Annotated in this window: 23 protein-coding genes; 19 read left to right on the top strand and 4 right to left on the bottom strand. The window is 75.7% G+C overall.

Features of this window, described 5'->3' with window-relative positions; genetic code table 11:
* Positions 1-6 precede the first annotated feature (6 nt).
* From SK069_RS14705 to fliQ, 9 genes are all read left to right on the top strand, one after another.
* Positions 7-612, top strand: a complete 606-nt coding sequence (locus SK069_RS14705; RefSeq protein ID WP_319955002.1) for a chemotaxis protein CheC — start codon at positions 7-9, stop codon at positions 610-612.
* A 1-nt stretch (position 613) separates the two neighbouring features.
* Positions 614-1183, top strand: a complete 570-nt coding sequence (locus SK069_RS14700) for a chemotaxis protein CheD (protein ID WP_319955001.1) — start codon at positions 614-616, stop codon at positions 1181-1183.
* On the top strand, positions 1180-2160 hold the full coding sequence (locus SK069_RS14695) for a FliM/FliN family flagellar motor switch protein (RefSeq protein ID WP_319955000.1): 981 nt from the start codon (positions 1180-1182) through the stop codon (positions 2158-2160). Before SK069_RS14700 ends, SK069_RS14695 begins: the two co-directional genes overlap by 4 nt.
* The gene (locus tag SK069_RS14690; protein ID WP_319954999.1) at positions 2157-3107 is read left to right on the top strand and encodes a FliM/FliN family flagellar motor switch protein; all 951 of its coding nucleotides are present in this window, start codon (positions 2157-2159) and stop codon (positions 3105-3107) included. The genes SK069_RS14695 and SK069_RS14690 overlap by 4 nt, the downstream gene beginning before the upstream one ends.
* Position 3108: 1 nt before the next feature.
* The gene (locus tag SK069_RS14685; RefSeq protein WP_319954998.1) at positions 3109-3468 is read left to right on the top strand and encodes a response regulator; all 360 of its coding nucleotides are present in this window, start codon (positions 3109-3111) and stop codon (positions 3466-3468) included.
* A 144-nt stretch (positions 3469-3612) separates the two neighbouring features.
* On the top strand, positions 3613-5082 hold the full coding sequence (locus tag SK069_RS14680) for a methyl-accepting chemotaxis protein (RefSeq protein WP_319954997.1): 1470 nt from the start codon (positions 3613-3615) through the stop codon (positions 5080-5082).
* A 306-nt stretch (positions 5083-5388) separates the two neighbouring features.
* Positions 5389-6015, top strand: coding sequence for a FliO/MopB family protein (locus SK069_RS14675; protein ID WP_319954996.1), 627 nt, complete (start codon positions 5389-5391; stop codon positions 6013-6015).
* A complete protein-coding gene (gene fliP, locus SK069_RS14670) occupies positions 6012-6659 on the top strand; it encodes a flagellar type III secretion system pore protein FliP (protein ID WP_406628299.1) in 648 nt (215 codons plus the stop codon). The genes SK069_RS14675 and fliP overlap by 4 nt, the downstream gene beginning before the upstream one ends.
* Positions 6660-6682: 23 nt before the next feature.
* A complete protein-coding gene (fliQ, locus tag SK069_RS14665) occupies positions 6683-6958 on the top strand; it encodes a flagellar biosynthesis protein FliQ (RefSeq protein ID WP_319954994.1) in 276 nt (91 codons plus the stop codon).
* Positions 6959-6995: 37 nt separating this feature from the next.
* Here fliQ and SK069_RS14660 read toward each other — a convergent pair whose 3' ends face one another.
* Both SK069_RS14660 and SK069_RS14655 read right to left on the bottom strand, forming a co-directional pair.
* The gene (locus SK069_RS14660) at positions 6996-7469 is read right to left on the bottom strand and encodes a hypothetical protein (protein WP_319954993.1); all 474 of its coding nucleotides are present in this window, start codon (positions 7467-7469) and stop codon (positions 6996-6998) included.
* A gap of 117 nt (positions 7470-7586) precedes the next feature.
* Positions 7587-8135: a TetR/AcrR family transcriptional regulator gene (locus SK069_RS14655; RefSeq protein WP_319954992.1), complete on the bottom strand. Its 549-nt coding sequence runs from the start codon at positions 8133-8135 to the stop codon at positions 7587-7589.
* Positions 8136-8218: 83 nt separating this feature from the next.
* On the opposite strand from SK069_RS14655, the gene SK069_RS14650 reads away from it, so the two are divergent.
* Positions 8219-9184 (top strand): SDR family NAD(P)-dependent oxidoreductase, encoded by a 966-nt coding sequence (locus SK069_RS14650; protein ID WP_319954991.1) that lies wholly within the window; start codon positions 8219-8221, stop codon positions 9182-9184.
* 31 nt (positions 9185-9215) lie between these two features.
* Here the strand turns inward: SK069_RS14650 and SK069_RS14645 are convergent, their stop codons facing one another.
* Positions 9216-10343, bottom strand: a complete 1128-nt coding sequence (locus SK069_RS14645) for an AI-2E family transporter (protein ID WP_319954990.1) — start codon at positions 10341-10343, stop codon at positions 9216-9218.
* A 212-nt stretch (positions 10344-10555) separates the two neighbouring features.
* Between SK069_RS14645 and SK069_RS14640 the strand changes: the two genes are divergently transcribed.
* Genes SK069_RS14640 through SK069_RS14620 form a run of 5 tightly spaced genes read left to right on the top strand, consistent with a single transcriptional unit; the run spans position 10556 to position 16637 of the window.
* Positions 10556-11338, top strand: a complete 783-nt coding sequence (locus tag SK069_RS14640; RefSeq protein ID WP_319954989.1) for a flagellar biosynthetic protein FliR — start codon at positions 10556-10558, stop codon at positions 11336-11338.
* A gap of 1 nt (position 11339) precedes the next feature.
* Positions 11340-12413 (top strand): flagellar biosynthesis protein FlhB, encoded by a 1074-nt coding sequence (gene flhB / locus SK069_RS14635; RefSeq protein WP_319954988.1) that lies wholly within the window; start codon positions 11340-11342, stop codon positions 12411-12413.
* Positions 12410-14509, top strand: a complete 2100-nt coding sequence (gene flhA / locus SK069_RS14630) for a flagellar biosynthesis protein FlhA (RefSeq protein ID WP_319954987.1) — start codon at positions 12410-12412, stop codon at positions 14507-14509. The genes flhB and flhA overlap by 4 nt, the downstream gene beginning before the upstream one ends.
* Positions 14506-16275, top strand: coding sequence for a hypothetical protein (locus tag SK069_RS14625; protein WP_319954986.1), 1770 nt, complete (start codon positions 14506-14508; stop codon positions 16273-16275). The genes flhA and SK069_RS14625 overlap by 4 nt, the downstream gene beginning before the upstream one ends.
* The gene (locus SK069_RS14620) at positions 16272-16637 is read left to right on the top strand and encodes a hypothetical protein (RefSeq protein ID WP_319954985.1); all 366 of its coding nucleotides are present in this window, start codon (positions 16272-16274) and stop codon (positions 16635-16637) included. Before SK069_RS14625 ends, SK069_RS14620 begins: the two co-directional genes overlap by 4 nt.
* A 56-nt stretch (positions 16638-16693) precedes the next feature.
* Here the strand turns inward: SK069_RS14620 and SK069_RS14615 are convergent, their stop codons facing one another.
* Entirely contained in the window at positions 16694-18412 is a 1719-nt protein-coding gene (locus tag SK069_RS14615) for a PKD domain-containing protein (RefSeq protein WP_319954984.1), read from the bottom strand.
* 292 nt (positions 18413-18704) lie between these two features.
* On the opposite strand from SK069_RS14615, the gene SK069_RS14610 reads away from it, so the two are divergent.
* From SK069_RS14610 to SK069_RS14595, 4 genes are all read left to right on the top strand, one after another.
* Entirely contained in the window at positions 18705-19508 is an 804-nt protein-coding gene (locus SK069_RS14610) for a flagellin N-terminal helical domain-containing protein (protein WP_319954980.1), read from the top strand.
* Positions 19509-19889: 381 nt separating this feature from the next.
* Entirely contained in the window at positions 19890-20144 is a 255-nt protein-coding gene (locus SK069_RS14605; RefSeq protein ID WP_319954983.1) for a type II toxin-antitoxin system VapB family antitoxin, read from the top strand.
* Complete coding sequence (locus SK069_RS14600; protein ID WP_319954982.1) at positions 20144-20539, top strand: type II toxin-antitoxin system VapC family toxin; 396 nt, start codon at positions 20144-20146, stop codon at positions 20537-20539. The genes SK069_RS14605 and SK069_RS14600 overlap by 1 nt, the downstream gene beginning before the upstream one ends.
* A gap of 38 nt (positions 20540-20577) precedes the next feature.
* Entirely contained in the window at positions 20578-21138 is a 561-nt protein-coding gene (locus SK069_RS14595; RefSeq protein ID WP_319954981.1) for a thermonuclease family protein, read from the top strand.
* Positions 21139-21463 lie beyond the last annotated feature (325 nt).

Raw genomic sequence — 21463 nt, 5'->3', positions numbered from 1 at the left:
CGCCCCATGTCCGTGCCCGCCTACACCCCCCTTCAGCGCGACGCGCTCGCCGAGCTGGCCAACATCGGCTGCGGCCAGGCGTGCACCGCCCTGGGCGCGCTGCTGGGGCGCGTCGTGGACCTGTCGGTCCCGACCGTCCAGGCCCTGGACCTCGCCGACGCCGTCGAGGCGCTCGGCCCGGCCGAGGACGTCGTCACCGCCGTCGTGCTGCCGACGGCCGGCGACATGGAGGCCGCCGTCCTGCTCGTCTTCGACCAGAGCGACGTCGCCCGGCTCGGCGCGCTGCTCGGCGTCGACCCCGCGGACCACGAGATGGCCGTGTCGGCGATGAGCGAGATCGGCAACATCCTCGGCGCGAACTACCTCGAGGCGCTCATGGCCGTCGCCGGCATCGCCGCCGAGCCCGGCCCGCCGATGGGCCTGACGGACATGCGCGCCGCGCTCGTCTCCTCCGCGCTCGCGTCGAGCACCGCCGCGCTGGAGGCCGCGATCCTCATCGACACCCGGCTGAGCGTCGAGGGCGAGGAGTGCTCGATCGCGTTCGTCCTGCTCGCGGGGACCGACGACATCGAGCGCCTGCTGCAGAGCGTCGGCCTGGGAACCGAGGCCTGAGGTGCCGAGCGGGGAGACCATGGTCCGGATGGGCGAGCTCGCCGCCACCGCCGGTGGCGGCGTGCTCTGCACGATCGGCCTCGGCTCCTGCGTCGGCGTCGCGCTCGTCGACGACGATCGCGGCGTCGCCGCGCTCGCGCACGTCGTGCTGCCCGACTCCACGCCGCACCGCCGCCGCGGCGGTGCGGTCGAGACGCCGGGCAAGTTCGCCGACACGGCCCTGCCGCTGCTCGTCGAGCGCGCGGTCGGCGAGGGCGCCGGTCGGCGCCAGCTCCGCGCGGTGCTCGTCGGCGGCGCGTCGATGTTCGCGCTGCGCCGCGGCGGCGACGCCCAGGAGGTCGGCGAGCGCAACGTCTCCGCCGTGCGCGACGCGCTGCGGCGCCTCGCCGTGCCGGTCGCCGCCGAGGACGTCGGCGGCGGGAGCGGGCGCACGGTCCGCGTCCAGGCCGACGGCACCGTCCGGGTGAAGGTCGCCGGCGGCGGGGAGACCGTCCTGCGGGCGCCCGGCGCCGGACGGGTCCGCGCCACGTCCCGACCCACCAGTCCCTCGATCCTCCGGAGCGCCGCATGAGCGAGGTCATGAGCCAGGACGCCGTCTCGGCCCTCGTCGAGGCCGCCCGCACGGGCGCCCTCGGCGGCGGGGACGCGCCGACCGCCGGACGCCGGACGAAGCGCCCGCGCCGGGTCGACTTCACGCGGCCGACGAAGTTCACGAGCGACCAGCAGCGGCGGTTGCACCGCGCCCTCGACGGCTTCTGCCGCTCGGGCGGCACCCGCCTCTCCGCCGAGCTCCGCACGGCGGTCGAGCTCGAGGTCATCGACCTCGACCAGCTCGCGTGGTCGATGGCGCACGGCTCGCTCCCGCGCGAGGCCGTCGGCGCGACGATCACGACCGACGCCGGGGGCGCCGGCTCGCGCCTGCTGCTGGCGATCGAGCAGGGCTTCCTGCTCGCCGCCCTGGACCGCCTGCTCGGCGGCGCGGATCGCGCCGGCTCGCCGACGCGCCGCTTCGGCGACATCGACTGGGCGCTCTCGAGCCTCCTGCTCGAGCAGCTGCTCTCGCAGCTCGGACCCGTCTGGCAGGACCTCTGCGGTCAGCGGCTGGAGCTCGACCGGCTCGAGCCGACCGCCGAGTCCTCGCACCTGGCGTCCGTCAGCGAGCCGACGCTCGCGGTGACCTTCGAGGTCCGGCTGCTCAAGCGCTCCACGACGATGGTGCTCCTGATCCCGTACGTCGCGGTCGCGTCGGTCGCCGACGCGCTCGGCGGCAACGACCACGGGCCGGTCGGCGACGACGCCACGACGGCGGACACCGACGCCGCCGTCCGCGCCGTCGACGTCGTCGTCCGCGCCGAGGTCGCGCGCGTGCGCCTGACGATCGGCGCCGTGTCCGCGCTGCGCCCGGGCGACGTCCTGCGACTCGACGCCCCCGTCGACGGCGGCGTGCGGATCTGCGCCGATCAGACGCCGGTCTTCGTCGGCCGTCCCGGCCGGCTCGCGGCCCGCCGAGCCGTGCAGGTCCTCGACCCCGTGGAGGAGCAGCGATGAACGCCCAGGCAGAGGCGCTGCGCGAGCTCGGCGCCTCGACCGCCGCAGCGGCCGCCGACGCGCTGGCGGTCTACGTGGGGGAGGGGATCGCCGTCGGCGCGCCCCAGGTCCTCGACGTCGACGCCCACCCGCTGACCGGGGCCGCGTTCCCCGCCGTGGCGGTCGACGTGCAGTACGTCGACGGCGTGACCGGCGGCAACGTCTTCGTCATGCCGCCCAGCGGCGCCCGCGCCCTCGCCGACGCGATGCTCGGCCAGGAGACCGACGCCGACGCCCCGGACGACGCCGAGCTCGACGAGATGCAGCAGTCGGCGATCGGCGAGGCGATGAACCAGATGATGGCCGCCGCCGCCGCGGCCACCAGCGCCGTGCTCGGCACGGACGTCGACATCGCGCCGCCCCGGCACCGCCGCCTGGCGAGCGCCGCCGACGCCGACGGCGAGCTCGAGCTCGCCCCGCACGTCGTGACGATCCCGATGGTCGTCGCCGGCGCGCCGTGCCGGCTCGTGCAGCTCGTGCCGAACGCCTTCGTCGTGCGCCTCACCCGCGCGATGGACGAGCGCGGCGCCGAGATCGAGTCCGCGTCCGCCGAGGACCCCGGCGCCACCGCCGCCGCGCGGGCCACGACCGCGGGCGAGCGCCTGCGCGAGGTCGGCGTCGACGTGTGGGTCGAGCTCGGCCGCACGCGGATGCCCGCCGGCCAGCTCGTGACCACGCCGACCGGCGGCGTCCTGGCGCTGGATCGCCTCGCCGACGATCCCGTCGACCTCTACGTCGGGGGGCTGCGCTTCGGCCGCGGCCGGCTCGTCGTCGTCGACGGGAGCGAGTGGGCGCTGCGCGTCGAGGAGCTCCACGGGCTCCCCGAGGACGCGCTCGCGCCCGCCGCGATCGGCGCCGCCCCGCACCCCGCTTCCCCGCCCGACAACCATCCCCCGGAAGGAGCCTGAGATGGCCCGTGTCCTCGTCGTCGACGACGCCGCGTTCATGCGGAAGATGCTCACCGACGTGCTCACCCGAGGCGGCCACGAGGTCGCCGGCGAGGCCGCCGACGGCGTCGCCGCGGTGACCGCCTACCAGGACGTCAAGCCCGACATGGTGACGCTCGACATCACCATGCCCGAGCAGGACGGCCTGGCCGCCCTGAAGGAGATCATGGCCCTGGACCCGGGTGCCCGGGTGGTCATGTGCTCCGCGCTGGGCCAGGAGGCCCGCGTCCTGGAGTCCGTGAAGCTCGGCGCCCGCGACTTCGTCGTGAAGCCCTTCAAGCCCGAGCAGGTCCTGCGCGCCGTCGACAAGGCGCTCGCCTGAGCGAGCGCCGGCCGCGCGCCGGGGCCGCCCACCGGGCCCCGACATCGGTCCATCCGCCTCGGGCCTCCCGGGCGCGGGCCGATCACCGCCGCTGACGCCGCGTACGGCGTACCGCCTTTCCCTTCCGTCCGACTGGAACCCTCGATGTCACGACTTCGCGACCTCCCGCTCGCCGCTCGGCTCGGCGCGCTCGCCGCCGTTCCGCTGCTCGGCCTCCTGGTCGTGCTGCTCGTCGCGCTGCACGACCTCGGGAACGCCGAGTCCCAGCTGCGCGACGTCGCCGCCGCGTCCGGCGTCCCGGCCTCCGTGGCCGCCGAGGCGCGCGCCGCGGCCGGCGACACGACCGGCAGCGAGACCCCGCTGATCCTCCTCGCCGTCCTCGTGGCGGGCGCCTCCGGCGCGCTCGTGCTCGTGATCGGCCGGTCGATCATGCGACCGCTCGACGCGCTCGGCCAGCGGCTGAAGAGCCTCGGCGACCGGTGCATCACCGGGCTCGGCGCGGGCCTGGAGGCGTTCGCCAACGGCGACCTCACGCACGTCACGAAGCCCGTCACGACCCCGATCGAGCTCGACCGCAAGGACGAGATCGGCGAGCTCTGCCGGACCTTCGACGAGATGCTCCTGCTCGCGCAGGGGGGCATCGCCTCCTACGACCGGGCGCGCGTCTCGCTGACCGACATGATCAGCCGGGTCTCGTCCGGCGCCGGCTCCGTCGCCGCCGCCTCGGCGCAGATGGCCACGACCTCCGAGGAGGCCGGCCGCACCGTCGCCGAGATCGCCGACGCCGTCGGCGAGGTCGCCCGCGGCGCCGAGCAGCAGTCCCGGATGGTCGAGGAGTTCCGCGGCGTCGTCGGCCTCGCCTCGTCGAGCGTCGACGAGATGGCCGGACGCGCCGACGGCGCCCGCAGCGCGGCCGAGCAGGCCGAGTCGGTCGCTCGCGAGGGCGTCGACGCCGCCGACCAGGCGACCGCCGCGATCGAGGCGGCCGCCGCCTCGAGCGCGCGGATCACCGACGCGATCTCCGGCCTCTCCGCGAAGTCGCACGAGATCGGCTCGATCGTCGAGGCGATCACGTCGATCGCGGCGCAGACGAACCTCCTCGCGCTGAACGCCGCGATCGAGGCCGCCCGCGCCGGCGAGCAGGGCCGCGGGTTCGCCGTGGTCGCCGACGAGGTCCGCAAGCTCGCCGAGGGCAGCCAGGCGGCCGCCGCCGACATCGCGGCGATCGTCACCGAGATCCAGGGCGAGACGCAGGCGGTCGTCGAGGTCGTCGACGCCGGCGCCGCGCAGACGACCGCGAGCGTCGCGACCGTCGAGCGGGCCCGCGAGGCGTTCGTCGCGATCGGCGCGTCGGTCTCCGAGCTCGCTCGCGGCGTCGAGGAGATCGGCCAGGCGGCCACCGGCACCGCGTCGGAGACGGCGCGCGCCGGGGAGCAGGTGCACGAGATCGGCGCGCTGGCGGAGAGCTCCTCGGCCTCGGCCGAGCAGGTCGCGGCCTCCACGCAGCAGACGTCGGCCTCCACCCAGGAGATCGCCGCCTCCGCGCAGGAGCTCGCCGCGACCGCCGACGAGCTCGCGCAGCTCGTCAACCGGTTCACGCTCGCGCCGGCCTGATCCGCCCGGCCCCGGCGGGCGGCGCTGCCGTCCGCCGGCGGACGCCTCGAGCTTCGCCCGCGCGCGCACGGCGCCGGGCGGGGGACGCCGTGCGCCTCGGGGGATGCGCACGGCCCACCAGCGCCCCCGGACCGCCTCGGCGGGACGGGGGCGCTCGTCGTCCGCGGGCGGAACGGGGCGGCCGCGGGTCCGTCGGCGCGAGCCCGCGCGTCCGCGCACTAGACGGTCGTCCGATGCCGCGTTCAGTCCTCGTGCACGCGGTCGATCACCGGTCACGAGCAGCGGTCCACCACCCGCTGATCCCCGATGAGCCGTCCAACCGTCGTACACCGCTCGCGGTGGTCGACGCTCGCCCTCGTGGCGGGTGCCGCCCTGTCCGCGCACCTCCTGCTGCCCGCCCTCGCGCTGGCCGACCGGGCCTCCGAGTCGACCCCCGTGAACCTCGGGGGCGACGCCGACGCCGCACCCGCGCACGTCGGCGGCGGCAGCTTCGCCCGCGTCATCGCCGGCCTCTTCGTCGTCGTCGCCGCGATCTACGGGGTCACCTGGCTGCTGAAGCGCCTGAAGGGCGTCGGCGGGACGGGATCCGGTCGTCCGGGGGCGATGGAGGCCGTGTCGAGCCTGGCGCTGGCCGGCGGCGGCACGCTGCACCTCGTCCGCGTGGGCGACGAGGTCCTGCTCGTCGGCTCCGGCAGCCAGGGGGCCACGACGCTCCGCGGCTGGGAGGTCGAGGAGGCCATCGCGCAAGGACTTCTGCCCGCTCCCGCTGGGGGGCAGGACGGGCACGAAGACGGTGGAGACGGACCGGCCGACGGCGACGAGGGCTCCGGGGGGAGCCCCCGACGTCCGGCCGGTCCGTCGTCCGCCGCCCCGCTCGCCGACGCCGGCCGCCGGTTCCTCGACCGCCTCCGGGCGCTGACCGTCAGGAGCTGAGCGCGGTGGAGGCGACCAACGGCAGCAACGCCGTCCAGCTGCTCCTGCTGATCGGCGGGATCTCCCTCGTCCCGGCGCTGCTCTTCTGCGTCACCGGGTTCACGCGGATCCTCATCGTCCTGGGGTTCGTGCGCGCCGGCCTCGGCACGCAGACGACGCCGCCCAACCAGGTGCTCGTCGGCATCGCCCTGTTCCTGACGCTCTTCGTCATGGGCCCGACGTTCGACACGGTCCGCAAGGACGCGATCCAGCCGGCGCTGGCCGGGAAGATCGACACCGTCCGGGCCGTCGAGCGCGCCGAGGGGCCGCTGCGCGAGTTCATGTTCAAGCAGACGCGCACGAGCGACCTGCGCCTCTTCGTGAAGCTCGGGAAGATCGAGCGCCCGCGCACGCGCGCCGACGTCCCGACCCGGGTGCTGATCCCGGCGTTCATCATCAGCGAGCTGAAGACGGCGTTCCAGATCGGCTTCCTGATCTTCCTGCCGTTCCTCGTCATCGATCTCGTCGTGTCAGCGACGCTCATGAGCCTCGGCATGATCATGCTGCCGCCGGTCTTCATCAGCCTGCCCTTCAAGATCCTGCTGTTCGTCCTCGTCGACGGCTGGGCGCTCGTCACGAGATCCCTCGTCCAGTCGTTCGCCTGACCCGTCGAAAGGAGAGCTCCGTCATGGATCAGGACTCCGCGGTCTCCATCACCAGCCAGGCGATGGAGCTCGCGTTCAAGGTCGCCGCTCCGCTGCTCGTCGCCGGCCTCGTCGTCGGCGTGCTCGTCTCGGTCTTCCAGGCCGTGACGCAGATCCAGGAGCAGAGCCTGCAGTTCATCCCGAAGCTCGCGGTGTCGGCGCTCGTGCTGATGATCGCCGGCCCGTGGATGCTCGGGCAGGTCGTCACCTGGTCGCACGACCTCTGGGGCTCGATCCCGGCGCTCGTCGGGCGCCGCTAGGGCGGCGCCGGCGCGGTCGCCCGCGCGGGCGCGGACGTCACGGCGAGCAGGACCGCAGGCCGACGCGGTCGGCGGCCGCGTCGATCGCCTGCGAGAGCGGCTCGAGCTGCCCGAGCTGCTGCATCCCGCTCGCGTCGCGGGCGGCGGCCTTCCGCGCGAGCGTCTCGAGGAGCTCCGTGCCGCGGCGCGACGCAGCGAGGAAGGCGTCGTACCGCGCCTGCAGCGACGCGGCGGGGGCGAGGGCCTCCAACGCGGTCTGCTGGCCGCGAGCCAGCGGGGCGACCGCGCCGAAGTAGCGCGCGGCGTCCGTCGCGTCGGCGACGTCGCGAGGCTCGGGCACGGCCTTCGCTCGCGCCTCGAACCGCTTGCAGATCGCGTCGGCCTGCGCGACGAGCTCCGCGTCGCCGAGCGTCGCCGCCGTGGTCGTGGCGTCGTCGTCCCCGCCGCAGGCGGCGAGCGTGGCGGTGCAGGCGAGCGCGGCGACGAGCGTCGCGAGCATCGGTCGTGGCATGGGTCCCTCTCGGTCGGTGGCACGGCGACGCGACCGGACGCGGCCGCGACCGGAGGAGGATCCGGGAGCGGCGCGGGCTCGGCGACGGGGGCGCCACCCTGAACTTCCGCGTCCCGCTCAGGCGCCGGCGCGCACGCCGTCGAGGACGAGGCGGGCGAGCCGCTCGGCGCGGGTGCGCCAGTCGGGGGCCTCGACGGCGCTCCAGAGGCCGGCGAGCGCGAGCAGCACGTCCTCGCCGTCGACGTCCTCGCGCAGCGTCCCGTCGCGGGCGCCGGCCGCCAGCAGGGCGTCGAGCGCCTCGAGCACGACGCCGCGGGCCGACGGCTTCGGCCCGGCCCCCGAGGCCACGAGCACGTCGCCGAGGGCGCGCTTCGAGGCGCCGAACGCGACGAACCGGGCCAGCCACGCCTCGAGCGCCGCGGCTCCGGTGGCGTCGGCCAGGAGCGGCTCGATCTCGCCGAGCCGCTCGATCTCGCGGGCGTAGACCGCGGAGACGAGCGCCGCCCGGTCCGGGAAGTGCCGGTAGAGGGTCCCGACCCCGACCCCCGCGTGGGCGGCGATCTCCGTCATCGGGACGGCGGTCCCGCGCGCGGCGAGGAGCTCGGCGCCGCTGCGCAGGAGGGCATCGCGGCTGCGGCGGGCGTCGGATCGGGGGGCGGGCGACAAAGCGGAATCTCCTTCCGCTTCATGCTACCGTCGTGAAGCGGAAGGATCTTCCGCTTTCGTCCCGCACCACCAGGAGCCCGAGCATGTCCACCATCCCGACCACGCCCTTCGGCGAGCGCAGCACCGCGGAGGAGGTGAGCGCCGGGCTCGACCTCGCCGGGGTGCGCGCGCTCGTCACCGGCGCGGCCTCGGGCATCGGCGCGGAGACCGCGCGGGTGCTCGCGCTGCGCGGCGCCGCGGTGACCCTCGCGGTGCGCGACGTCGCGGCGGGGCGGGCGGTCGCCGCCGCGATCGACGCGGCGACCGCGGCTCCGGCACCGCGCGTCGAGCAGCTGGACCTCGCGGACCTCGACGCCGTCCGCGGCCTCGTGGACCGCTGGGACGGGCCGCTGCACGTGCTCGTGGCCAACGCCGGCGTCATGGCGCTGCCGGAGCTCCGTCGCACCCCCGAGGGCCACGAGCTGCAGCTCGCGACGAACCACCTCGGGCACTTCGCGCTCGCCACCGGGCTGCAGCCCGCGCTCGCGGCCGAGGGCGGTCGCGTGGTCGCGCTCTCCTCGACCGCCCACCTCTTCTCGCCGGTGCTCTTCGACGATCCGTCCTTCGCCTTCGTGCCCTACGACCCGTTCCTCGCCTACGGGCAGTCGAAGACCGCCAACGCCCTGTTCGCCGTCGAGGCCGACCGCCGGTGGGCCCGCGACGGCGTCCGGGTGAACGCCGTCATGCCCGGCGGCATCGCCACCGGCCTGCAGCGCCACGTCGATCCCGAGGCGCTCGCGGCGGCGCGGCGCGCGGCGGGCGCCGGCGCGCTGAAGACCGTGGCGCAGGGCGCGGCGACGTCCGTGCTGGCCGCCGTCTCCCCGCTCCTGGAGGGGGTCGGCGGCCGCTACCTCGAGGATTGCGGCGAGGCGCCCGTCGTCGCCTCCCGCGCCGCCTCGGACGGGCGCCACGGCGTGGCGGCCTACGCGCTGGACCCGGGCAACGCCGCGCGGCTCTGGGACGTCTCGGAGCGGTGGGCGGCCGGTGGCCCGCCGCTCGCCGCGCGGTGATCGCCGCCGCGCGCGGCCGGCGCCGGGGCGGCTACGCCGGTGCGGGGGCGGGGTCCGTCGGCGGGTCGTCGTCCGGGGGCTCCGCGGCGGCGTCGTCCGGCGGCTCCAGGAGCGGCAGCACCTGCTCGGCGCGCCACGCGCGCCAGTCGCGGACGCCGATCTGCAGCGACGCGGCGACCGGGACGGCCACGAGCGCCCCGAGCACGCCGAGCAGCGCGCTGCCGAAGAGCATGGCGACCATCACGCCGAGCGCGGGCACCCCGACGGCGCGCTTCTGGATCCGCGGCTGGATGAGGGTGTTCTCGACCTGCTGGTAGACGATCGCCCAGACGACCCAGGCGATCGTGGCGGTGGGGAAGTCCTGGAACAGGGTCACGATCCCGACGATCACCGCCGCGATCGTCGCGCCGACCATCGGGATCAGGCCGAAGAGCCCGACGAGCACCGCCAGCGGACCCGCGAACGGGACCCCGAGGACCGTCATGACGACGAAGGCGAGCGTGCCGGCGATCGTCGCCTGGACGAGCGCCCCGGCGATGTACGAGCCGACGGCCTTCGCCATCCGGTCGAGGGTCGCGCCGATCCGGCCGGCGTGCTGCGGGATCGTGAGCTCCAGCGCCGTCTCGACCGGCCTGCGGCCGCCGGCGACGAGGAAGATCGACAGGATCAGGATCGTCACCCCGGCGAAGATCCCGTTCACGATCCCCATGCCGAGGTCCCCCAGCCAGGACGCAGCGTCGCCGACGCGCGCGGGCAGCTCGTCGGCCTGCTTCTGCAGCTGCGCGACGAGGTCGAACTCGTCGTCGAGCTCGCGCAGCGTCTCGTTCTCGTGGACCCAGCGCTGGACGTCGTCGGCGTAGCGCGGCGCCTGGTCGACGAGGTCGTTGGCGGCGTGCAGGAGCGGCGGCAGGACGATGAGCGCGACGAGCGCCGGGATCAGGAGGACGCCGAGGTAGACGAGCGTGATCGCCAGGCCCCGCGGCATGACCTTCGAGAGCCGGCCGACCGGGCCCGAGACCGCGACGGCCACGAAGCACGCGAGCGCGAGCCACGTCAGCGGCTGGCGCAGCAGGTAGACCAGGACGATCGCGCCGACGACCGCCAGCACGGTCAGCGTGGCCGTGAGCACGGTGCGCGCGACGCTGGGGCCGGAGGACACGCCGCCACCCTACGCGCCGTCGCGGACCGACGCCGAGCGGGCGCGCGCCACCGTCGGCGGGGTCGCCGACCCGCGGGTCTGGACGGTCGTACGACGGCCCCTGCACCCCGGCGCGCCGCCGGCCGATCACCGGCGTCGAGCAGCGGTCCACCACCCGCTGATCGACCGATGGACCGTCTACCACCGTGCTGCGCGACCCCGGCGGGTCCGCGATGAGCGACGCCGCCCTCGAGTCGGTGATCGGAGCCCCGATCGCCGGCTTCCTGCTCGTGCTCGCGCGCCTGAGCCCGCTGTTCCTGCTCGCGCCGATCTTCTCCTCGTCGCTGCTGCCGCGGCGCGTGCGCGGCACGATCGCCGTCGGCCTCGCGATCGGTCTCGCGCCCGTCGCCCTGCAGGGCGTGCGCGTGCCGACCGACCCGGGGCCCTACGCGGAGATGCTCGTGAAGGAGCTGCTCGTCGGCGCGGCGTTCGCCTACGTCCTCATGGGCCTGCTCACCGCGCTGCAGGCCGCGGGCACGCTGCTGGACCTGCAGATCGGCTTCGCGTTCGGCGCCACCGTCGACCCGGTGACCGGGAACCACGGCGCGATCGTCGCGCAGATCTACGGCCTCGTGGGCGTCGCGGTGCTCATCGCGGTGGGGGCCGACAGCATGATCATCCAGGGCCTCGCCCGGACGTACGACGCGGTACCGCTGGACGGCTTCCCGAACATGGCCGTCCTCGTCAGCGGGGTCCTCGCGGCGCTCAGCGGCATCCTCATCGCGGCGATCGAGGTCGTCGCGCCGATGCTCCTCGTCCTGCTGCTGACCGACGCCGCCTTCGGGATGGTGTCGCGCGTCGTGCCGCAGATGAACGTCTTCGCCGTCGGCTTCCCGGTGAAGGTCATCGTCGGGATGCTCTTCCTCGCGATCACCCTGCCGTTCACGGCCGGGTGGCTCGCCGACCGGATCGCCCCGACCGTCGGGGACGCCCTGCGGACGCTGCGGGTGGGGTGAGATGTCCGACGGCGACAAGACCGAGGAGGCGACCCCGAAGCGCAAGGAGGAGGCGCGCGAGAAGGGGCAGGTCGCCCGCTCGGTCGACCTCAACGGCGCGGTGGTCCTGCTCGCCGGCCTCGTCACGATGGGCGCCACGGCGCCCGGTGCCTGGTCGTCGCTGCAGGAGGAGATGCGCGCGGGGCTCACGGCCACCGCCCACGCCGACGAGCTCGTCACCCAGGACGCGATCCCGCGCCTGCTGACCGAGGCCGGGGTGGCGATCGCGGCGATCCTCGCGCCGATCGCCGTCGCGGTCGTCGTCGCCGGCGTGGTCGTGAACCTCGCCCAGGTCGGCCTGAAGCCGTCGCCCAAGGCGCTGAAGCCCGACTTCCGGAAGCTCGATCCGATCAGCGGCGCGAAGAACGTCTTCGGGCCCAACGCGCTCGTCGAGGGCGCCAAGTCGCTGGCGAAGCTCCTCGTCGTCGCCGCCGTCGTCGCGGCCGTCCTGCTGCCGCGGATCCACGAGCTGCTGCTCATGACCGGGATCGGCCCGGGCGAGCTCGCCGTCGAGCTCGGCTCGACCGCGATGACGATCGCCCGCAACGCCGCGATCGTCTACCTCGTCATCGGCGCCGTCGACGTCGCCTGGCAGCGCAAGCGCCACGCCAAGCAGCTGCGGATGAGCGTCGACGAGGTCCGTCGCGAGCAGCGCCAGCAGGAGCTGCCGGCCGAGGTCAAGCGCCAGCAGCGCCAGCGGGCGGCGGAGACGACGCGCAACCGGATGATGGCCGCGATCCCGACCGCCGACGTCGTGATCACGAACCCGACGCACTTCGCCGTCGCCCTGGCCTACGACCCGGAGCGCGCCGCGCCGACGGTCGTCGCCAAGGGCCAGGACCTCATCGCCCTGCGGATCCGCCAGACCGCGCGCGAGCACGGCGTCCAGGTCGTGGAGAACCGGCCGCTCGCGCGGGCCCTGCACCGCCAGGTCCCGCTCGGGCATCCGATCCCCGAGGAGCTGTTCCAGGCGGTGGCGGAGGTCCTCGCCTTCGTCTACCGCGTCGACCGTCGCCGGAGGGCGAAGATCGCATGAGCACCCCGACGTCCACGGCCCCCGGAGCCGGCGCGCCCGGCGCGCTGGGCCAGGTCCTGAAGCACACCGATCTGCTCGCGGCGATCGGCATCGTCGTCATCGTCGGGATGCTCATCGTCCCGCTGCCGCCGGTCCTCCTGGACCTCATGATCACGCTGAACATCGCCGCGGCGATCGCGGTGGTCGTGGCGACGCTCTACCTCGGCAAGGCGCTGGACCTCTCGGTCTTCCCGAGCCTCCTGCTCCTGTCGACGATCTTCCGCCTGGCGATCAACGTCTCGGTCACCCGCCTGATCCTCTCCGGCGAGGACGCCGGCCAGGTCGTGCACGCCTTCGGCGAGTTCGTCATCGGCGGCAACCTCGTCGTCGGCCTCGTCGTCTTCCTCATCCTCGTCGTGATCCAGTTCGTCGTCGTGACGAACGGCGCCGGCCGGGTGGCGGAGGTCGCCGCGCGGTTCACGCTCGACGCGATGCCGGGCAAGCAGATGGCGATCGACGCCGACCTGAACGCCGGGCAGATCACCGACGAGGAGGCCCGCAAGCGGCGCGAGGAGGTGGCTCAGGAGGCCGACTTCTACGGCGCGATGGACGGCGCCTCGAAGTTCGTCAAGGGCGACGCGATCGCCGCCGTCCTCATCACGCTCATCAACCTCATCGGCGGCCTGACCATCGGCGTGCTGATGAACGGCATGAGCTTCGGCGACGCCGCGCACCACTTCTCGCTCCTGACCATCGGCGACGGCCTCGCGGCGCAGGTCCCGGCCCTGCTCATCTCGGTGGCGACGGGCATCATCGTCACCCGGGCCGCCTCCGAGGGGGACCTCGGATCGGACATCGCCAGCCAGCTGCTGCGCCAGCGCAAGGCGCCGATGATCGCCGGCGGGATGATCCTCTGCTTCGGCCTCGTGCCGGGGCTGCCGAAGCTCCCGTTCCTGCTCGTCGGCGGCGCGCTGCTGGCGATCGGCTTCGCGCTGCGCAAGCAGGCGCGCGAGCAGGACGAGGCCGACGCCCGGCTCGCGCTGGAGGAGGCCGCCCGTCCGGCCCTCGCGGCCGCCGCCGAGCCCCAGTCGGCGACCCGCCCCGTCGACCGGCTCGAGCTCGCGATCGGCTACGGCCTCGTGCGGCTCGTCGACGACCGCAGCGGCGGCAGCCTCCTCGGGCGGATCTCGAGCGTCCGACGGCAGGTCGCCGGCGAGCTCGGCCTCGTCGTGCCGCCCGTCCGGGTCCACGACGAGCCGGGACTGGAGTCGCACGAGTACGTCGTGCGGGTCCGCGGCGCGCGCGTCGCCGGTGGCCGGCTGCTGCCGGGCCACCTGCTGGCGATGGACGCCGGCGACCCGCCGCTCGGGCAGCTCGCGGGCGTGCCGACCACCGAGCCGGCGTTCGGCCTCGCCGCGACCTGGATCGCCGAGGGCGACCGGGCCGAGGCCGAGGCGCTCGGCTACACCGTCGTGGACGGCGAGTCCGTCGTCGTCACGCACCTGACCGAGGAGATCCGCCGCAACGCGGGGGAGCTCCTGACCCGCCAGGACGTCCGCGAGCTCGTCGACGCGCTCAAGGAGACGAACGCCGCAGCCGTCGAGGAGGTCGTGGGCGAGGCTCTGACGCTCGGCGAGCTGCAGCGGGTCCTCCAGCGGCTGCTGGCGGAGGGCGTGGCGATCCGCGACCTCGGCACGATCGTCGAGGCGATCGGCGACCGCGCGCGCCTGACCCGCGACCCGGACCTCCTGGCGGAGTACGCCCGTCAGGCGCTCGCGCGGCAGATCACCGCGCCGCACCTGGACGCCGAGCGTCGCCTGCCGGCGATCGCGCTGGACCCCGACCTCGAGCAGGAGGTCGCCGGCGCCATCGTCCAGACGCCCGAGGGCGACGTCCTGGCGCTGGACCCGACGCGGGCCCAGGCGATCGTCGGCGGCCTGCGCTCGAACGTCGAGGACGCGGCGCGCCGCGGCCTCCATCCCGTCCTCCTCTGCTCCACCCGCGTCCGCCGCCACCTGTGGCGCCTCATCGACCAGACCCTGCCCCAGCTCGCGGTGTGCTCGTACAACGAGATCGGCCCGGGCATCACCATCCAGACCGTCGGAGTGATCGCATGACCCCCTCCACCTCCAACACCGGCGCCGGCACGGGCGGCCGGCTGGCGGGCGGCCGCCCCGGCACCGGGACCGCCCGGCGCCCCGGGGGCCCGACCGCGCACCGCGCCGCCACCACCGACGCGGGTCCCGTCCGCCGCTACCGGGGCCGCAGCCTCGAGGAGCTCCTGCCCCGGATCTGCGAGGAGCTCGGCGACGACGCCGTGATCCTGCGCCGCCGTGAAGGCCTGGCCGGGGGCGTCGGCGGCTTCTTCCAGCAGCGCTACATCGAGGTCGAGGCCGCGCCGGGCGACGTCGTCGCCGGCGCCGGGCCCGGCGGGCACGCGGTCGACTTCCACGACGGCGAGCCGGCCCTGCCCGGGCTGCTCGACGGGCGCGCGTTCGTCGACGAGCTGCGCCGCGCGTCGACCGCGCCCGACGTCGCGCCACCCCACGAGCAGACGTGGGACGACGAGGGGGAGTGGGGGCCGGTCGCTCCCGCGCGCACCGCGCGGCCGTGGACGCCCCCGTTGGCCACGCCGCCGTCGGCGACCGCGCCGTCCGTCGGCGTGCCCCGCGCGGCCGCGCCGTCCGCCGGCCCGGCGCGCGCCGTCGCGCCGTCCACCGATGCGCGGCCCGCCGCCGCTCCGCGTCCGCGCCATCCCGTCGAGGTCCGCGACCCGGTCGAGCAGCTGCTCGTGCCGCCCGCGACGGCGAGCGCCCCGACCACGGGCGCGCCGACCGTCGCCCCGCCCGCCGGAGCCGCGCCCGCGGTGCGCCCGTGGCGCCCGGCGCGGGTCCCGACGACCGAGCGCGAGCCGTTCGGCCCCGCCGACGCGTTCGCCGAGATCGGCCAGCTCGACCGCCAGCTCGAGGAGCTCCACCTCGCGGGCGTCGAGACGCCGTTCGACGTCGCGGCGGTGCCGATGGCACCGGCGCCGAGCGCCGCCGACGCGCTGCTGCCGGGCCACGCGTACGCGATGCCCGTCGCGGCGCCGCGCGAGGAGGACCCGCACGCCCAGCCACAGGGCGAGGAGGCGTCGCGGATCGCGTCCGACGTCGCCGAGTACGGGCTCGTCGCGCGCGGCCTGCCGCCGCTGCTCGCGCGCCGGATCGTCAGCGAGGCGGTGCGCCTGGCGCTGCCGCTGGAGCCCGGCCGGCGGCTCGAGCGCGCGGTGCGCAGCACGCTCGCCCGCCGGATCCCGGTCCTCGGCGATCGCACCGAGACGACGTCGCTGGCGATCGCCGGCACGCCGGGCAGCGACCGCCAGGCGCTGACCGTGGCCCTCGCCCGCGCGCACGTCGCGGCGGGACAGCGGGTCCTCGTCGTCGGCCTGCACGTCGTCGCCGAGCCGGAGTCCGGCGACGCCGGGCTCGCGTGCCGCCTGCACGGCGTCGACGCCGAGGTGCTCCGCGGTCGGCCGACGAGCATCGGTCCCGCGCTCGAGCGCGAGGAGCACGACGTCGTCCTGCTCGACCTGCCGGTCGCCGACCCGGACGACCGCGACGAGGTCGTCGCGCTCGTCGAGGCGCTCGAGGAGCTGCGCGTCGCGGAGGTGCACCTGGCGCTGCCGGCGACGGCCCCGGCGCCGGCGGTCGCCCAGCAGCTCGACGCGCTCGCGCCGCTGGCGCCCGACGCACTGGCGATCACCGCGATGGACCGCGGGGCGCGCCCCGGCACGCTGGTCGGGGCGGCCGTCGAACGCGCCCTGCCGCTCTCCTACGTCGCCACGAGCGAGGCGGCCGTCGCCGCCAGCGCGGCCCGCCTGGCGCGGATGGTCTGCCCGTGAGCGCCAGGCGGTCCGGGGGCCGCGCCCGCGGGCGCGGCCCCGGACCGACCGTCGGCGGCACGATCTGCGTCGCCGACCACCCGCGGATCGCGCGGGCGGTGCGGCTGGCGACCGGCGCCGGCGCGCTCGCGGGCTTCCTGCTCGTGCTGCTGCTGTCGCTGTCGGTCCGCACGCCCGCGCAGGACGCGCTCCTCCGGGCGCTCGTCGGCGGGACCGTCGCGTGGCTGGCGGTCTGGGCCGCCGCGGTGACGATCGGCCGGGCGGCGGTCCGCGCCGAGGTCGCCGGGCGCCGGGCGGAGCGCCTCGCAGCGCTGCGCGCCGACGAGGAGGGCGCCGTGGCCGACGGCGGCCCGCCGGCCTGACGCTCCTCCGGCGACCGCGTCCGGGCGGGCGACCTCGCGGCCGACCGCCCGGACCCTCAGCGGTCCGCGGGGCGCCCGACGAGCGGCGTGGCCCGCGGCGCCGACGCGCGACGGATCGCGATCCGCGCCGTCCGCGTGACGGCCTTGCCCTTCGCGGGCCGGAACACGACCCGCAGCGTGTACCTCCCGGCGCGGGTGGCGCCCGGGACCTTCAGGCCGAGGCCGACGGTCCGCGCGGCGCTCGCCCGGACCGCGCCGCGGGCGACGGCGCGCTTGCCGCGCAGGAGCGTCAGCTCGACGCGTCCGGCGCCGCCGAGGGTCGCCCGCAGCTGGAGCGTCCGGCGCTTCGTCGTCAGCGTGAACCGCTTCGGCACGACGAGCCGCAGCGTGCCGGCGCGGACGCTCGCCGTCCCCCCGCCGCCGTTCGCGCTGCTGACGGCCTTCTCCGTCGGGGCGGTGGTCACGGTCGCCGCGCCGGAGCCGGTCGCGCCGGCGCTCGATCCACCGGCACCGCCGGACCCGGCCGACGAGCCGCCGCCGGTGCCCGCGCCGCCGGCGCTGCCACCGGAGCCCGAGCCACCGCCCGAGCCCGAGCCGCCGCCGGAGCCCCCGGCGGAGCCGCCGCCCGTGCCGGGCGCCGCGGCGACGGTGATCGTCGTCGTCGTGCTGCTCTCGTTCCCGGCGACGTCGCGCGCCGTGAACCGCACGGTGTAGGTGCCCGGCTGCGCGTAGGCGTGCGTCGGGGTCGCACCGGTGCTCTGCCCGATCCCGTCGCCGAAGTCCCACGTGTAGGGCGCCGGCGCGCCCGACGTCGCGTCGCTCACCGAGGCGGAGAACGAGACGGTCTCCCCGGCGGTGATCGACGTCCGGTCCGCGGTCACGGCCACGGTCGGCGGTGCTCGGTCGACGACGACGTCGTCGCACGCGACACCGGAGAGGTTCGCGTTGTTCGAGGTTGCGTTGGCGAACTGGTCGGGGCCCGTGGTGTTGTCGGGAACGGCACGGTCGGCCGTCCGGGCGCACACGTACCAGCGTCCGTCGTTCGGGACCGTCGCGGTGCAGTCGAACGTCGTCGACAGGCCGTTGGGGTTGGCCGGCACGCTGCAGTCGTTGGCCGGGTTGCCGCCCGGGGTGCAGGCCGATGCACCGACGCAGACCCAGTTGGAGGCCAGGCCGCCGGGTGCCGACCACGGAGGGCTCGTCGCGTCGGCGTAGGAGATCCGCACCGGGACCGCGGCGGTGCGCAGGTACTGGGCGCCTCCGGCCAACGCGACGCCGGCCTGCGGCGCGTTGCGATCGATGGTCGTGCCGGGGCACGCGGACGAGCCGTCCCACTTCCACAGGTACGGCCAGCGATAGAAGCCGCTCGCACAGAGCTCGTAGTAGTGCCCGTCCTGGAGGGTCGTGGACGTGCCGTTGAACGGCATCGCCGCGTAGTCCGCGGCGGTGGGGGACGGGCTGGATCGCAGCGACGTCGTGCAGTTCTGCGTCCCGGGGCCGTTCGTGCCGGAGCTCGACTCCTCCTCGATGAGGGTCCCGTTCGGCGTCCGGTGGTACGTGCGGAAGCACAGGTACCAGTCGTAGCGGGTGTTGCCGTTCTCGTCGCTGCCGGTGACCGCGGTCCAGCGGTACCAGTAGGCGTTGTTGTTCAGGGTCTTCGTGTAGGCCGGCTCGTTGTAGGGCGAGATCGCGGCCGACGCGCCCGCGCTGAGCGGCCCGAGCGCAAGGAAGCCCCCCACCAGCGCGAGCAGCGCGAGCCAGCGCGGGCGGGACATGCGCCAACGGGGCCGGGTGGGTAGGGGGGAGGAGGGATGAAGGCGCCGCGATGAGCGCGCGCGCAGGCGCGCGGGCGACGGCCGCCGGTACGGGGGAGCGGACACCCGCGGGACGCTAGGTCGCGCGCCGCGGGAGCCGCATCGGTGGAACCACGGGCGCGTGCCGCGTCGGCCACGTCCTGGCGGATTCGTGCTCAAGTCGTCCCGGGACCGGCCGATGACCGGAGCGCACGGGCGACACGGACGTCGCCCGACGGACAGCCAACCCCGGTTCGATCAAGGAGATCGACGCATGTCTCTGCGCATCAACACCAACGTCGAGGCGTTCAACGCGCATCGCAACCTCGGCAACACCTCGGGCGCCACGGCGAAGTCGATGGAGCGCCTGTCGTCGGGCCTGCGGATCAACCGCGCCGCGGACGACGCGGCGGGCCTGGCGATCAGCGAGAAGCTGCGCGGTCAGGTCGGCGGTCTGGATCAGGCGCGTCGCAACGCGCAGGACGGGATCTCGCTCGTGCAGACGGCGGAGGGCTCGCTGACGGAGGTCCACTCGATCCTCCAGCGCGTGCGGACGCTCGCCGTCCAGTACCAGAACGGCACGCTGAACGCGACGAACCGCTCGGCGATCGACTCGGAGGTCACGCAGCTGACCACCGAGCTCGGCGCCATCGGCAGCCGCGCGGAGTTCAACGGCCAGAAGCTCCTGAACGCCGCCGGCTCGGTGACGTTCCAGGTCGGCGCCAACGACTCCGAGACGACCTCGGTGGCGCTCATCTCGCTGGGCAGCTCGCTCGGCTCGATCGCCGGCGCGACCACCCTGTCCGGGGTGACCGTGGCGACGATCGACACCGCGATCAACAACATCTCGCAGGCGCGGGCGAACTTCGGCGCGGTCCAGAACCGCCTCGAGCACACGCTCAACCACCTGTCGGTGTACCAGGAGAACCTCTCGGCGTCCGAGTCGCGGATCCGCGACGTGGACATGGCGCAGGAGATGGTCTCCTTCACGAAGAACCAGGTGCTGCAGCAGGCCGGCACGGCGATCCTCGCGCAGGCCAACCAGGCCTCGCAGGGCGTCCTCTCCCTCCTGCGCTAGGCGGTCGGCCGGTGGTGCGGGACGTCGTTCGGCGACGCCCCGCGCGGCCCGGCCCGACCCCGCGGCGTCCCGGCGCCCTCGGTCACCGGCGGCACCGCCCGACGCGGCGGCCACCGGCTCGCCGCGCCCGAGCTTCCACGGCCACCGGTGGTGGTGTGACGGTCCTTCCCCCGGGACTCGGTCGTGGTGCACGTCGCTTCGTGGTGGGAGCGGCGCGCGCGAGGGGTGCCCTGCGGACGGCTCGGCGCTCCTCCAGGCGGCCCCCGGTCCTCGCGAGGACCGGGGGCCGCCGTCGTTGCCACGTCGGCACCGGCCGGTCGAGCTCACGACCGGACAGGGTAGAATCCTCCTGTCCTTCTTCCTGCCGCCCTGGAGCTCTCGATGGCCATCAACATCAAGGACCCCGAGACCGACCGCCGCGCGCGCGAGCTCGCGGCACGGACGGGCGAGACGCTCACGACCGCCGTGGGCACGGCGATCGCCGAGCGCCTCGAGCGCGTCCGGGGGCGGCGCCCCGTCCGCGACCTGGCCGCCGAGCTCGACGCGATCGCGGAGCGCAGCGGGCGGTTGCCGGTCGTCGACGCGCGCCCGGCTGAGGAGATCCTCGGCTACGACGACGTCGGCCTGCCGCGCTGATGGTGCTCGACACCTCGGCGCTCGTCGCGATCCTGCTGGACGAGCCCGAACGCCCGGTCCTGACGCGGGCGATCGCCGACGCGCCGGTGCGCGCGCTGTCCGCGGCGGGCCTGCTGGAGGCGGGGATCGTCCTGGAGTCGCGGCTCGGCGAGGCGGGTGGCCGCGAGCTGGATCTCCTCCTGCACCGGGCCGAGGTCGCCGTCGTGCCGGTCGACGTGGAGCAGGCGGAGATCGCGCGGGCCGCCTGGCGTCGGTACGGGAAGGGACGCCATGCCGCGGCGCTGAGCTACGGCGACTGCTTCTCGTACGCGCTGGCGCTCGCGCGAGACGAGCCGCTGCTGTTCGTCGGCGAGGACTTCGCGCGGACCGACGTACGCTCGGCGCTCGCCCGCTGAGCCACGCCGCCGGGCGCCGTGGCAGGCTTGCGCGTCCGATGCGCCCGGTCTCGCGCGCGGCGGCCGCCGCCCTCGTCCTCCTCGCGCTCCTCGCCGGGGCGCTGCTCGCCGACCCCGGCACGGACGCTCCGGACGGCGGCGCCGTGCGGACCGACGGGCCGCTGGAGCGGGGGCGGATCATCGGGGTCGTCGACGGCGACACCGTGCGCGTGCGCGGCGGCGGCACGTCGACGACCGTCCGCCTGGCGCTCGTCGACGCGCCGGAGTCCTCGAAGCTCCGCTACGGCCACGCCGAGTGCGGCGGCGCGCAGGCGACGCGCTTCCTGCGCGACCTCGTCGCCGGTCGCGACGTCCGGCTGCGCCGGCCGGGCGGCGAGGACCGCGACCGCTACGGTCGCGCGGTGCGCGAGCTCGTCGTCGACGGGCGCAGCGTCGACCTCGCCCTGCTGGAGGCCGGCTGGGCCCGCCCGTACCGCGTCCCCTCGCGCGACGGCGGCGCCGCCGCCAACCGGGCGGCCCGGGCGGCAGCCGACGCGGCCCGTCGCGCCGACCGCGGCGCCTGGTCGCTCTGCGGCGGCTTCGGCCGCCGCGCCGACTGACCGACGCTCGCCCCGGCACGGCGGGCCGACGGCCACGGACCTGGGCCGGGAGCGCCGAGGCGGCCGATGGCCGCGCGGCGGCCGGCGGTCCTCCGGGCCGGCTCGCGTGAGATGCGGCGTGCTTCGTCGCGGTCGCGCGTCGGTCGACCTCGACGGTGCACGATCGTGGTGTCGAACGTCGGGGTCGTCGCCCGGACCCGGCGGAGATCGACGTGCGGGCTCAAGGATCCGCGGGCCCCGCCGATCACCAGCCCAACGCCACCGACGGAGCGCTTCGAGAGAGGAGCCCGCGGAGGCACGCAACGGCGACACGGACGTCGCCGCC

The sequence above is a fragment of the Patulibacter brassicae genome, from assembly GCF_033949425.1.
Taxonomy (GTDB): domain Bacteria; phylum Actinomycetota; class Thermoleophilia; order Solirubrobacterales; family Solirubrobacteraceae; genus Patulibacter; species Patulibacter brassicae.
This window is presented reverse-complemented; position numbering and strand designations above follow the sequence as displayed.